This window comes from Streptacidiphilus neutrinimicus (assembly GCF_000787815.1).
GTDB classification, from domain to species: Bacteria; Actinomycetota; Actinomycetes; order Streptomycetales; family Streptomycetaceae; genus Streptacidiphilus; species Streptacidiphilus neutrinimicus.
On record NZ_BBPO01000069.1, the window covers coordinates 1 to 13,363 of the forward strand.

The 13,363-nt window shown below is 69.8% G+C and carries 8 protein-coding genes and 1 pseudogene; 1 reads left to right on the forward strand and 8 read right to left on the reverse strand.

Features of this window, described 5'->3' with window-relative positions; translation table 11 throughout:
* Window positions 1–1,147, forward strand: a 1,147-nt coding sequence (locus TR48_RS30685; protein WP_042373498.1) for an FtsK/SpoIIIE domain-containing protein, incomplete at its 5' end; no start/stop codon positions are given.
* 45 nt (window positions 1,148–1,192) lie between these two features.
* On the opposite strand, the pseudogene TR48_RS45985 reads toward TR48_RS30685, so the two are convergent.
* The 8 genes and pseudogenes from TR48_RS45985 to TR48_RS30725 all read right to left on the reverse strand — a co-directional run.
* Window positions 1,193–1,519: pseudogene (locus tag TR48_RS45985) on the reverse strand (DeoR/GlpR family DNA-binding transcription regulator); the annotation flags it as partial.
* Window positions 1,520–1,738: 219 nt separating this feature from the next.
* Complete coding sequence (locus tag TR48_RS30695) at window positions 1,739–2,830, reverse strand: ABC transporter substrate-binding protein (protein WP_052443189.1); 1,092 nt, start codon at window positions 2,828–2,830, stop codon at window positions 1,739–1,741.
* A 57-nt stretch (window positions 2,831–2,887) separates the two neighbouring features.
* Window positions 2,888–3,784, reverse strand: a complete 897-nt coding sequence (locus tag TR48_RS30700; RefSeq protein WP_042373501.1) for an ABC transporter permease — start codon at window positions 3,782–3,784, stop codon at window positions 2,888–2,890.
* The gene (locus TR48_RS30705) at window positions 3,781–4,617 is read right to left on the reverse strand and encodes an ABC transporter ATP-binding protein (RefSeq protein ID WP_042373504.1); all 837 of its coding nucleotides are present in this window, start codon (window positions 4,615–4,617) and stop codon (window positions 3,781–3,783) included. Before TR48_RS30705 ends, TR48_RS30700 begins: the two co-directional genes overlap by 4 nt.
* Window positions 4,618–4,742: 125 nt before the next feature.
* On the reverse strand, window positions 4,743–5,702 hold the full coding sequence (locus TR48_RS30710; RefSeq protein WP_236652411.1) for a carbohydrate ABC transporter permease: 960 nt from the start codon (window positions 5,700–5,702) through the stop codon (window positions 4,743–4,745).
* Window positions 5,702–6,676, reverse strand: coding sequence for a carbohydrate ABC transporter permease (locus TR48_RS30715; protein ID WP_042373506.1), 975 nt, complete (start codon window positions 6,674–6,676; stop codon window positions 5,702–5,704). Before TR48_RS30715 ends, TR48_RS30710 begins: the two co-directional genes overlap by 1 nt.
* A 146-nt stretch (window positions 6,677–6,822) precedes the next feature.
* Window positions 6,823–8,190, reverse strand: a complete 1,368-nt coding sequence (locus TR48_RS30720) for an ABC transporter substrate-binding protein (RefSeq protein ID WP_042373509.1) — start codon at window positions 8,188–8,190, stop codon at window positions 6,823–6,825.
* Window positions 8,191–8,432: 242 nt separating this feature from the next.
* Entirely contained in the window at window positions 8,433–13,319 is a 4,887-nt protein-coding gene (locus TR48_RS30725; RefSeq protein ID WP_042373511.1) for an NAD-glutamate dehydrogenase, read from the reverse strand.
* Between the last annotated feature and the right edge of the window lie 44 nt (window positions 13,320–13,363).

Consider the following 13,363-nt stretch of genomic DNA (forward strand, 5'->3'; position numbering starts at 1 on the left):
GGCCGGTCGCCTCGCACGCGCCCTCGCGCCGCTGCGCGAGCCGGACACCGCGCGCCGCAGCGGCGGCCGCACCGCGCTGCCGGAGGCGGCTCGCCTGCTCGACCTGCTCGGCCTCGACCTGGTCACCCCGGCCAAGATCTCCGCACGCTGGGCGGAACTGCGCATCGGCTCCGGCGAGATCGCCACCGCGACGGTCGGCGTCACCCGCGAGGGCAGCTGCGCCCTGGACCTGACGGACCATCTCCTCGTCGGCGGCGCACCGCAATCCGGCCGTACCGAGCTGCTGCGCTCGCTGCTGGCGGCCCTCGCGGTCGCCGAGCGCCCCGACCGGCTGGGGCTGCTGCTCATCGAGGGGAGGCCGCCCGCGGATCCGGCGCGCGGCCTCGCCCCCGCCGTCGAGCTCCCCCACGTGGTCGGCCATGTGGCGACCACCGACGGGCCCGCGCTGCGCGAGGCCGCCCGCGCGCTCAGCGCCGAACTCGACCGCCGCGCCGCTCTGCTGGAGGGCCGCAGTTTCGCCGCGTGGCACGCGGAGCGCGCCCTCTCCCGGCTCGCGCCGCCGCGGCGTCCTGCAGACGACTACCCGAACGCCGCGCCCTCCCACGGCCCGGTCGCCGTCGAGGCGGAGCCGCTCCCCCACCTGGTCGTCGCGGTCGACGACTGGGACGCCCTGGTCGGCACCCCGCTCGCGCACGTCCTCGAGGACGCCGCCCTGCGCGGACCCCGCCTGGGCGTCCGCCTGGCCGTCACCACCGCCGCCCCGGAGCACACCGCCGGAACGGCCGTGGACGAGGCGGCCCAACTGCGCATCGCCCTGCGGGTCGACTCCCCCACGGCCTCCGCGATGCTGATCCACGTCGACGACGCGGCCTCCCTCGCCGAGGACTCCCCCGGCCGCGGCCTGCTGCGGCACCCCGACGGCGGCGTGACGCCGCTGCAGACCGCCCGCGTCACCGGCCGCATCCCGCGGACCGCGACGCTGCGGCCGACGGTGACGCCGCTGGACTGGTCAGCGCTGGGCGAGCCTCCGGCGTCGCGCACCGTGCGGGAGCTGGGCAACGGGCCGACGGACCTGGCGCTGCTGGCGAGCGCACTGCAGCGGGCGTCGGAGTCGCTGGGCGCGCCGCCCGTGCCGCGCCTGGTCTAGCGGCGGCGCGCGCCGGCGGCCGCCGGGGCTGTCGGCTGTCAGTCTTCAGTCGGCGGCCAGCACCGTCACGCCGAGCGCCGAGCGCCGCCCGATCACGGGGTGGCCTGGCTCGACGTCGCTGACCACTCCGCTGACGGCCTCCGAGGGCAGCACGCGGAACCGGGAGGCGGCGCCGATCTTCTCGGACGAGGCGAGCACGCCGGTGTCCGCGGCCCGTGCGGCCAGGGCGTGGTTCATCGCGGCCTCCTCCGCGTCGCCGGTGGTCAGTCCGGCGTGCGGGTGGACGCCGGTGACACCGAGCAGGCACAGCTCGGCGGAGACGTTCTGGGCGCCCTCGCAGACCAGCCGGCCCAGCACCCAGGCGCGGTGCCGCTCGTCGTCCCCCGCCCTCCCCGTCCGATGACGGTTCAGACGCCAGGGCCGGGCCGGAGTCCACCGCGTCGCTCTATGAAGCGAACGCGCTGCACCTCCGGGATGACACTGACGCCGCGTCACCCCTCCTGTGTGGGCATGCGGAAGCGCCGGGCGTCCGTCCCGGAAGGACGGAGCCCGGCGCGAGGACCGTGAGAATCACGAGGACCGCGAGGAGGCTCAGCCGTTGGCGCCGGCCGGGGTCGTGGTCGTGGTGAAGCCCTCCAGCTTGTTCGCGGCTATGGCGAACTCGTTGGTGAACGTGGTGCCGAGGTTCACCGAGGAGGTCGCGTTGCCCGCCAGCTCCTCCGTGGCCAGCGAGGTCTTCGGGCCGCCGGCCGGCATGATGCCGTCGGGCAGGAACTGGCCCTTGTCCTGCGTCAGCGCGGTGACGTAGTCGTCCTTGGTCACCAGGGCGTTGGAGGTGTACGCGCTCGGCAGGTTGTTCGCGATGTCGGCCGCGGTGTGGGTGTTGATCCAGTGCATGGTCGCGACCAGCGCGTCGACGACCTTCTGCGCCGCGTCCTTGTGGGAGTTCACCCAGTCGGTGCGGGCCAGCACCCCGGCCGCGGGCCACATGCCGCCGAGGGCGCCGCTCGCGCCGGTGGTGGTGGCCAGGTCGATCGCCGAGTAGGCGATGTTCTTCTTCTCCAGGGCGGCGACCGTCGGCTGGGTGGTGATGGCGCAGGCCGCCTTGTGGTTCTGCAGCGCGGCGACCACGGTCGAGCCCGCGCCGACGCCGAGACGGGTGAAGTCACTGGTCTTGAGGCCCTTCTGGGCCGCCAGGAACTTGATCAGGGTGTCCGTGCCGGAGCCGAGGTCGGTGACGCCGATGACCTTGCCCTTGAAGTCGGCGGCGGAGTGCACGTTCGTGCCGTTGGCGCACATCACGCGCTCGCCCGGGGCGCCGGAGAGCTGGACGATGTCCTCGACCGCCTTGCCCTTCACCTGGAAGTCGATGGTGTGGTTGTACCAGGCGCCGGCCATGTCGACCTGGCCGGAGGCCATCGCGTCCTCGGCGCCGACGCCGCCGTCGGTCTCGGTCGAGAGGACCACGTTGACGCCGTACTTCTTGTAGAAGCCGAGGTCCTGCGCCAGCTGGTAGGGCAGGTAGATCTGCTTGTCGATGCCGCCGACCATGAGTCTGACGGTGGGGGTGCCGGAGCTGTCGGACCCGGAGCCGCCGGAGGAGCCGGAGGAGGAGCAGCCGGTGACGGTGGCGAGACCGGCCAGGGCGAGGGCCGAGGCGGCGACGACGGTGCGCTTGTTCAACACGGGGACCACAGGCCTTTCGAGGGTGGGGGTGCGGATGCGTCAGGCGTGGAGGGCTCAGATGGAGTTCGCGGCCTCGGAGGGGGCCGGCGGGCGCCAGGAGAGCAGGCGCCGCTCCAGACGGCTGATCAGCGACTCGGCGACGAGCACCAGCACCGCGATGACCAGCATGGTCGCGAAGACCCCGTTGGGGTCGAAGTTGTTCTGGGCGGTCTTGATGACCAGGCCGAGGCCCTGCTGCGCGCCCAGCACCTCACCGACCAGGGCGCCGACGATGGCGAAACCGAAGGCGGTGTGGAGGCTGGCGATGATCCAGGTCAGGGCGGACGGCACCACCACGTGACGGACGATCTGCAGCTGGGAGGCGCCGAGCACCTTGGCGTTGGCGAGGATGTTGCGGTCCACCTCGCGCACGCCCTGGAAGGCGTTGAAGAAGACCACGAAGAACACCAGCACCGCGGCGAGCAGGATCTTCGGGGTGGCGCCGATACCGAAGGCGACCACGAAGATCGCGCCGAGGACGATGCGCGGGATCGCGTTAACGATCTTGATGTAGGGGCCGAGCACGTCGGCCAGGAAGCGGCTCTGGCCCAGCAGGACACCGAGGATGACGCCGCTCACGGCGCCGACGGCGAAGCCGAGCAGGGCCTCCTCGATGGTCACCCAGATGTTCTCGTAGAAGGAGCCGAACTCGGTCCCGTTCTGGAACAGGTCGATCAACCGGCTCCAGATCCCCGAGGGCTGGCCGAAGAAGAACGGGTCGACGATGCCCCAGGTGGTGAAGGCCTGCCAGCCGCCGATGATGACGACCGCCAGACCGATGCGGGCGCCCCAGACGGAGAGCTTGCGGTTCAGCGCCGCGCGCCTGGCCGACTTGGCGGCGTCGGACGGGGTCTGGCCGGCGGCGACGCCGTCCACGCTCGCGGTGGCGGTGGAGGGGGATGCGGTGCTCATGCGGCCTTGCCTTCCGTGACGGGACCACCGGCGGTTCGGGCGTAGGCGCGTTCGACCTCTTCGCGCAGGGTGTCCCAGATCTGGTGCTGCAGTTCGAGGAAGCGAGGCTCGAAGCGGATCTCCTGGACGGAGCCGCGAGGGCGCGGCAGGTCGATGTCGTAGACCGCCTTGACCGTGCCGGGGCTGGAGGTCATCACGACCACCTTGTCGGCGAGGGCGACGGCCTCGTCCAGGTCGTGGGTGATGAAGAGCACCGCGGGGCGGCTCTGCTCCCACAGGCCCAGCAGCTCGTTCGACATGATCGCCTTGGTCTGCACGTCCAAGGCCCCGAACGGCTCGTCCATCATCAGGATCTTCGGCTCGTTGATCAGCGCGGCGGCCATCGCGACGCGCTTGCGCATGCCGCCCGAGAGCTGGTGCGGGTAGCGGTCCTCGAAGCCGGTCAGGCCGACCCGGCGCAGCCAGTCCCGGGCGCGGGCCTGCGCCTCGGCCTTGCTCGCGCCCTTGAAGATCGGCCCCAGTGCGACGTTCGCCAGCACCGTCTTCCAGGGCAGCAGCGCGTCCGCCTGGAACATGAAGCTGACGCCGTCGGTGATGCCGTCGACGACCTTGCCGCCGACCTTGACGGTGCCTTCACTCGGCCGGTCCAGCCCGGAGACCATGCCGAGGGTCGTCGACTTGCCGCAGCCGGTCGGTCCGACGACGGCGCAGAACTGGCCGGGCTCGACGGTGAACGACACGTCCTTGATCGCGGTGAATACCTCACCGCCCGGCGTCAGAAAGCGCTTGGTGACGCCTTCGATCTCGATTCGGCCATTGTTTGCATCGGCCATGGGACCCGCTCCTTCCACACCCCCGGTTCGAGGTATTCAGAAGGTAGGAGCGGGCCCCGTGTTACGTCTCTGTTTCTGTTGTTGTCACTTGTTAGCCGCGTAAGTGACCGTTGTGCTCGTTCTGTTCAGCCCTTCACCGAGCCGGCCAGCAGGCCCCGCACGAAATAGCGCTGGAGCGAGAAGAAGACGACGAGCGGGATCACCACGGAGACGAACGCGCCTGCCGTGAGGATCTCCCAGTGGTCGCCGAACGAGCCGGACAGCTGGGCCAGACGCGAGGGCATCGGCGCGGACTCCGGCGCGCCGCCGGTGAAGGTGAGCCCGACGAGCAGGTCGTTCCAGACCCACAGGAACTGGAAGATGGCGAACGAGGCCAGCGCCGGCGTCGCCAGCGGCAGCACCACGGAACGGAACACCCGGAAATGGCTGGCGCCGTCCACGCGCGCCGCCTCGATGAGATCGCGGGGCAGTTGCGCGATGAAATTGTGCAGCAGGAAGACGGCGAGCGGCATCGCGAACATCGTGTGGGCGATCCACACCGGGGCGTAGGAGCCGCCCATTCCGACCGCGGGGAAAATCGTCAGACTGCCGATGTGCGCGCCGCCGGAGAAGAGCTGGAGCAGTGGCACGAGCGCCATCTGCAGCGGGACGACCTGGAGCGCGAAGAAGACGAAGAAGATCGTGTCGCTGCCCTTGAACGGGATCCAGGCCAGCACGTAGGCGGCCATCGACGCGAGCACGATCGGGAAGATGGTCGCCGGCACCGTGATGGCGAGGGAGTTCACCAGGTACGGCATCAGCCCGTCGCTGACGCCGAACCCGCCGTTGAACAGCACGTCGTGGTAGTTGGCCAGGGTCAGGTGCGGGTGCGCGAAGAAGTCCCACCAACCCGTCTGCGCGACGTCCTGCTCCGGCCGCAGCGAGGTGACGAGCAGGCCGAGCGACGGCACCGTCCAGACCACCGTGACGAGCAGCACCGCGACGGTCGACAGGGGGCTGCTGAGCGCGCGGCGCACGCCCGTGCGCGTCGGCGCGGTGCGGGCCGGCTCGGAGCGCTTGCGCTCCGTCCGCGTGAGCATGGCCATCAGCGGACCTCCCGTTCCTTGCGCAGCATCGCGACGTTGTAGGCGACCAGCGGCACCACCGCCAGGAAGAGCAGCACGGCGAGGGCGCCCGCCCGTCCGTTGTTGAACTCGGTGAAGGCCTGGTTGTACATCTCGTTGGCGAGCACCTGCGTGCCGAAGTTTCCGCCGGTCATGGTCCGGATGATGTCGAACAGCTTGAGCGTGGTGATCATGACGGTGGTCAGCACGACGATGATGGTGCTGCGGATCATCGGGATGGTGACGTTGGCGAACAGCCGCCACCCCTGCGCACCGTCGAGCACGGCGGCCTCGGTGATGTCCTCCGGGATCGCCTTGATCGCCGCGGACAGCACGACCATGGCGAAGCCGGTCTGCACCCAGATCATGATGATCATCAGCAGGAAGTTGTTCAGCGGGTGCGACAGGATCCAGTTCGGCGGGTTGTGCCAGCCGAACCACATGCATATCTGCGAGAGCAGACCGATCTGCGGCTGGGAGGGGTCGCGGTAGGCGTAGACGAACTTCCAGATGATGCTGGCGCCGACGAAGGAGATCGCCATCGGCATGAAGATCAGCGACTTGTAGACGGCCTGCCCACGCAGGCGGTCCACGAGCAGCGCGAGGACGAGCCCCAGAGCCGTGGTGAGGATCGGGGCGATGACGATCCACAGAAGGGTGTTGAGCAGCACCTGGTGGATGTCGGAGTCGCCGAAGGCCCAGGTGTAGTTCCCGAAGCCGAGGAACTTGGTGCTGTCCTCGTTGTAGAGGGACAGGTAGATCGTGCGCGCCGCCGGGACGACGATCCCGACGAGGAGCAGCAGCACGGCCGGCCCGAGCAGCAGCAGGATCGCCAGCCTCCGCGAGAGCCGCCCCCGCGCGAACCCGGCCAGGTAGAACAGCAGGAGCAGCACGCCGAGGAAGCCGGCGACGGCACCCAGCGTGTTCCCGAGCTTGATCGAAGTATCGCCCCACATAGGCCTTCCGCTCCTACAGGTTGTGGCAGCCACCCCAGGGGCGCGAGGAACTGCGCGACAAGCCACCCACCCAGGTGGATCGCCGATCGAGCAGGGCCACCCGCACAGGGTGGTTGCTCGCGCAGTTCCTCGCGCCCTTTAAGGGGCTACTGCGGCCAGGCGGCGTCGATGTCGGACGCGGTCTTCTGCACGGACTGGTTCTGCGCGAACCACGCCGTGAAGGACTTCCACTCCTGGCCCGCGCCGATCGCGGCCGGCATCATGTCGGACGCGTCGAAGCGGAAGGTCGCCGACGGGTCCGTCAGGTACTTCGCCGAGAGCTGGTCGATCGGGTCGGTGTAGATGCTCGTGGGCACGCCCTCGTTCGCCGAGACCCAGCCGGGCGCCTGCTTGATGCGGCTCTCCGCCCACTCCGTCGTCGACAGGTAGTTCTGCACGGCCTGCACCTCGGGACGGCTGCTGAACGCCGCCACGAACTCGCCGCCGCCCTCGACCGGGGTCGGGATGGACGGGTTCACCGGGGGGAGCTTGAAGGCCCAGATGTCCCCGTTCGGGCCGACCGTCGTGCCCTTGGGCCACTGCGCCTCGTAGAACGATGCCTGCTGGAGCATCGAGCACTTGCCCGAGAGGATCGGCGTGCCCGCGTCCTGGAAGGTCGTCGAGGCGATCGACTGGACGCTGCCGAAGCCGCCGTTGACCCAGGCGGGGTTGTGCATCCAGTTCTGCACGACGTTCATCGAGTCGGTGATCTGCGGGTCGGAGAACTTGATCTGGTGGCTGACCCACTTGTCGTAGACGTCACCACCGTACTTGCCGAGGACGACCTCCTCGACCCAGTCCGTCGCGGGCCAGCCCGTCGCGGTGCCGGAGCCGATGCCGCCGCACCACGGCTTGTTCTTGCCCGCCTTGGCGATCTTGTCGCTCAGCGACATCAGGTCGGCCCAGGTGGTCGGCACCGTGTAGCCGGCCGCGGCGAACGCCTTCGGCGAGTACCACACCAGCGACTTCATGTTGGCGCTCATCGGCGCGGCGTAGAAGGTGCCGTCGACCGACCCGTAGGACTTCCAGATCGGGGCCCACTTGTTCTCGTTCGTGACCGTCTGCGCCGGCGGCTTGACCATCTTGCCGGTCTTCACCATCTGCTGCAGCAGGCCAGGCTGCGGGATGATCGCCAGATCCGGTGCGTTGCCGCCGCTGACGCGGACCGGGAGCTGGGACTCGAAGTCGTTCGAGCCCACATAGGAGATCTTGATCCCGGTGCACTGGCTGAACTTGGCCCAGGAGCGCTCCAGCGCGTCCGACTCGGGGCTGAGGATCGAGGCGAACATCGTGACCGTCGTGCCCGCGTGGCCCGCGTAGGCCTGGAAGGAGGCGCAGTCACCGGTCAGAGTCGGCGTGGCAGAGGCGGAACCCCCGCCGCTGCTGGAGGAGTTGGAACAGCCCGCGAGCAGGGTGAGCGCGGCGGCCGCACCCACCGCGAGGGCGCGGCGTCCGGACAGGGTGGATCCTTGCATTGCGTGCCTCCAAGAGGGTGGACCGGGTGCGCGCCGTGCAGTGAGAGCCGTGCAGTTGAGCCGTGCTGTGCTGTGGTCGTGCAAGGTCTTGCAGAGACAGGACCATAACCTGACGGCAACATCTGGCCAAGGGGTCGCGCCGCGTTCAGATCTTGACTGCAACCAGATTGTGGCCGCATTCAAGCCGAAGGGCCCACGGCTTTCGCCGTGGGCCCCCCGAACGTGTTAGGTCAGCGCGCCGCTCAGCGCATCGACCCGGTCCGCAGCAGCGTGCGGATGACCCGCATCGCGACGCTGAGGTTGGCCAGGTCGTACGACTCCGACGTCCTTATGTCGTCGAGCGTGGTCTTGGCCCGGTTGACCAGGGTCGCGTTGGCCTCGGCCCAGGCGAGGAACCGCTCCTCCGGCGTCGCCCCCGGCTCGCCGTAACCGAGCAGGTCGGCGGTGAGGGTGGCGTGGGCCGCGAAGAGGTCCTCGCGGATGGCCGCGCGGGCCATCGACTGCCAGCGGTCGGTGCGCGGCAGCTCGATGATCCGGTCCAGCAGCTCGGTGATCTGCAGGCGCGAGCCGAGGTCGTAGTAGACCTCCGCGACGTCCAGCACGTCGGCGCCGTTCCGGTCGGCCACCTCGATGACGTCGAGCGAGGGGAAGACCGAGGACATGCCGGCGCACTTGACCGCCAGCTCCTCCGGGACGCCTGCCTCGAGCAGCTCGTCCCGCACGGACTCGAACCACTCCAGGTCCGAGCCGCGGACCAGCTCCGGCACCTTGCTCCAGACCAGGTTGGCCCGCTCCCGGAAGACCGCGATGGTCTCCGCGATGTCCAGCGGCTGGCGCCGGTTGTTGAGCAGCCAGCGGGTGGCGCGCTCGACCAGGCGACGGGCGTGCAGGCGCATCCGCGTCTGGATCTCGGCCGACACCTTGTTGTCCAGCGCCTCGATGGCCTGCCAGACGCCCTTGAGGTCGAAGATCGCGCGGGCCGCGGTGTGCGAGCGCACGACCTCCTCGTAGGTGGCGCCCGTCTCCTCGCGCAGACGGAAGGCGAAGGTCATGCCGCCGCGGTTGATGGTCTCGTTGACCACGACCGTGGTGATGATCTCGCGGCGCAGCGCGTGCGCGTCGATCTGGTTCTCGAACTTCTCCTGCAGCTGCGGCGGGAAGTACCGGTGCAGCTTGCCGCGCAGGTACGGGTCGTCCGGCAGGTCCGAGGCCAGGATCTCGTCGGCCAGGGTGATCTTCGTATAGGCGAGCAGCACCGCCAACTCAGGCTGGGTCAGGCCGCGCCCGGCCGCCGCGCGCTCGCGCATCTGCGGACCGGACGGCAGGAACTCCAGCGCGCGGTTGAGGTGGCCCTCGCTGACGAGCCTGCGCATCAGGCGCTGGTGCACGTTGACCATGCTGGGCGCCTGCGCGACGGCGTTGGCCAGCGCCACGTTCTGCGCGTAGTTGTTGGTGAGGACGTGGACGCCGACCTCGTCGGTCATCTCGGCCAGCAGCGCGTTGCGCTGCTTGACCGTCATGTCGCCGTCGGTGACGACCTGGTTGAGCAGGATCTTGATGTTGACCTCGTGGTCCGAGGTGTCCACGCCCGCCGAGTTGTCGATGGCGTCGGTGTTGACCTTGCCGCCCTCGCCGCTGTTGCCCAGGGTCGCGAACTCGATCCGGCCGAGCTGGGTCGCGCCCAGGTTGCCGCCCTCGCCGAGAACCTTGACCCGCAGCTCGCCGCCGTTGACGCGGATCGCGTCGTTGGCCTTGTCGCCGACCTCGGTGTTGTTCTCGGCCGCGGCCTTGACGTAGGTGCCGATGCCGCCGTTCCACAGCAGGTCGACCGGGGCGAGCAGGATCGCCTTCATCAACTCGGCCGGGGTGAGCCGGGAGACGCCCGCCTCGATGCCCAGCGCCGCCCGCATCTGCGGGGTGATGCTGATCGACTTGGCGCCGCGCGGGAAGACGCCGCCACCGGCCGAGATCAGGTCGGTGTTGTAGTCCTCCCACGAGCTGCGCGGCAGGTCGAACATCCGCTTGCGCTCGGCGAAGGAGCTCGCCGCGTCCGGGTTCGGGTCCACGAAGATGTGACGGTGGTCGAACGCGGCCACCAGGCGGATGTGCTCGCTCAGCAGCATGCCGTTGCCGAAGACGTCACCGGACATGTCGCCGATGCCGACGACCGTGAAGTCCTCGTTCTGGGTGTCGTGGCCCAGCTCGCGGAAGTGACGCTTGACCGACTCCCACGCGCCGCGGGCGGTGATGCCCATGCCCTTGTGGTCGTAGCCGGCCGAGCCGCCCGACGCGAAGGCGTCGCCCAGCCAGAAGCCGTAGTCGCCCGCCACGCCGTTGGCGATGTCGGAGAAGGTCGCGGTGCCCTTGTCCGCGGCGACGACCAGGTAGGTGTCGTCACCGTCGTGGCGGACCACGTCCTTGGGCGGCACGACCTCGCCGGCGACCAGGTTGTCGGTGATGTCGAGCAGACCGGAGATGAAGGTCTTGTAGGAGGAGATGCCCTCGTCCAGCCAGGCCTGGCGGTCGACCGTCGGGTCCGGCAGCTGCTTGGCGAAGAAGCCGCCCTTGGAGCCGACCGGCACGATGACGGTGTTCTTCACCATCTGCGCCTTGACCAGGCCGAGGATCTCGGTGCGGAAGTCCTCACGGCGGTCGGACCAGCGCAGACCGCCGCGGGCGACCTTGCCGAAGCGCAGGTGCACGCCCTCGACCTGCGGGGAGTAGACCCAGATCTCGTACGCGGGGCGCGGGGCCGGCAGGTCCGGGATGGCCTGCGGGTCGAACTTCATCGACACGTAGGCGTGCGGCTCGCCGCTCTCGTCGCGCTGGAAGAAGTTGGTGCGCAGGGTGGCCCGGATCAGCGACAGGAAGGAGCGCAGGATGCGGTCCTCGTCGAGGCTGGCGACCTGGTCGAGCGCGCCGTCCAGCTCCTCCAGCAGGCCCTCGATCAGCTCGGCGGCGCTGTGCGTGTGCGCCGGGGAGAGCCGCGCCTCGAAGAGGTTCACCAGCAGCCGGGTGACGTGGACGTTGTTGAGGAGCGCGTCCTCCATGTAGTCCTGCGAGAAGGCCACACCGGCCTGACGCAGGTACTTGGCGTAGGCGCGCAGCACCATGGCCTGACGCCAGCTCAGGCCGGCGCGCAGGACCAGGGAGTTGAAGCCGTCGTTCTCGGCCTTGCCGGTCCAGACGGCGGCGAAGGTCTCCTGGAAGCGCTCGCGGCTCTCGTCGGTGATGGTGTCGGCGACCTCGGGGCGCAGCTTCAGGCCGAAGTCGTAGACCCAGGCGACCGTGCCGTCGGTGCGGCGCAGCTCGTAGGGGTGCTCGTCGAGCACCTCGACGCCCAGGCGGGACAGGACCGGCAGCACCTCGGTCAGGGAGACCGAGCCGCCCTCCCAGTAGATCTTGAAGCGGCGCTCGTCGCCCTCGGCGTCGACCGGCTGGTAGAGGTTCAGCCGGAAGTCGCCGGCGCCGCTGAGCGACTCCAGCTGGCGCAGGTCGGCGACGCCGGTGGCGGGGGTGAAGTCGGCGCGGTAGCCGTCGGGGAAGGCGTTGTTGTAGCGGCGCGAGGCCTCGGCGGCGCGCTCCTCGCCGCACTCGCGGACCAGCACCTCGTTGAAGCCGTCCGCCCAGGAGCGGGCGGTCTCGGCCAGCTTGGCCTCCAGCCGCTCGACGTCCTGCTCGGTCAGGTGCGGCAGCTCGGTGCCGGCCGGGACGCGGATGACGAAGTGCAGGCGGGCCAGGACCGACTCGGTGTTCCACGCGGTGTAGTCGATCGTGGAACCGCCGAGCTCCTGCATCAGCTGGTCCATCAGGCGCAGCCGGACGCGGGTGGTGTAGCGGTCACGCGGCAGGTAGACCAGCGCGGAGAAGTAGCGGCCGTACTCGTCCTGACGCAGGAACAGGCGCAGCTTGCGGCGCTCCTGCAGGTACAGCACGGAGTGGGCGATGGAGAGCAGCTCGTCGACCGGGGTCTGGAAGAGCTCGTCGCGCGGGTAGGTCTCCAGGATCTGCACCAGGTCGCGGCCGTCGTGGCTCTCGGCGCTGAAGCCCGACGCGTCCAGCACCTCCTTGACCTTGCGGCGCGCGACCGGGACCCGGTTGACGGACTCGGTGTAGGCGGCCGCCGACAGCAGGCCGAGGAAGCGGCGCTCACCGACGACGTTGCCCTGGGCGTCGAACTTCTTGATGCCGACGTAGTCCAGGTAGGAGGGGCGGTGCACGGTGGCGCGGCTGTTGGCTTTGGTGAGCACCAGCAGCTTCTGCTCGCGGGCCTTGGCGCGGGCCGGCGCGGTCAGGCGGCCGAAGGACGAGGAGTCGCCGGCCTTCGGGTCGGAGCGCAGGATGCCGAGGCCGGTGCCGGCGACGGCGTGCAGCGCGTCCTCGCCGTCCGGGGCCTGCACCAGGTCGTACTCGCGGTAGCCGAGGAAGGTGAAGTGGTCGTCGGCGAGCCAGCGCAGCAGGTCCCAGGTCTCCGCGACCTCCTGCTCGCCGAGGCCGGCCGGCGGGGTCTCGCGCAGCTCGTCGGAGAGGCGCAGCGCGGACTCGCGCATCTTGCCCCAGTCCTCGACGACCTCGCGCACGTCGCCGAGGACGCGGCGCAGGTCGGACTCGATGGCGCGCAGGTCGTCGCGGTCGGTCTCGCGGTCGATCTCGATGTGCATCCAGGACTCGACGAGCGAGTCCGCCGGACGCTTCTTGTCGCAGGCGTCCAGGTCGAGGATCTCGATGAGCTTGCCGGTGATGTCGCGGCGGACGACCATCTGCGGGTGGATCACGACGTGGATGCCGCGGTCCTGGCGGGTCAGCTCGTTGGTGACCGAGTCGACCAGGAAGGGCATGTCGTCGGTGACGATCTCCACCACGGTGTGGCCGCAGGACCAGCTGTTCTCCTCGACGGTCGGGGTGTAGACCCGGACCTCGACGGCGCCCTGCGGGCGCTTGGCGGCGAGCCGGTGGTGGGAGGCCGCCGCACCGTAGACGTCGACCGGGTCCCGGTCGAGGAGGTCCTCGGGGGCCGTGTGCAGGTAGTAGTGCTTCAGGTACGAGGCAAGGGCGCCGTTGCCGAGCGCCTCTCCCTGAGCTGCCTTGCTGAGCAGTTCGGCCTTAGCTGCGTCCAGCTGGGTCTGCATGACTATCTGGCTCCTGTCGCGCGCCGTTGCGTGACCTGGTGGGT

Coding starts and splice junctions, on each gene's coding strand:
- TR48_RS30700 (WP_042373501.1), bottom strand. CDS start 3,784: ATGAGCACCGCATCCCCCTCCACCGCCACCGCGAGCGTGGACGGCGTC.
- TR48_RS30705 (WP_042373504.1), bottom strand. CDS start 4,617: ATGGCCGATGCAAACAATGGCCGAATCGAGATCGAAGGCGTCACCAAG.
- TR48_RS30710 (WP_236652411.1), bottom strand. CDS start 5,702: ATGGCCATGCTCACGCGGACGGAGCGCAAGCGCTCCGAGCCGGCCCGC.
- TR48_RS30715 (WP_042373506.1), bottom strand. CDS start 6,676: ATGTGGGGCGATACTTCGATCAAGCTCGGGAACACGCTGGGTGCCGTC.
- TR48_RS30720 (WP_042373509.1), bottom strand. CDS start 8,190: ATGCAAGGATCCACCCTGTCCGGACGCCGCGCCCTCGCGGTGGGTGCG.
- TR48_RS30725 (WP_042373511.1), bottom strand. CDS start 13,319: ATGCAGACCCAGCTGGACGCAGCTAAGGCCGAACTGCTCAGCAAGGCA.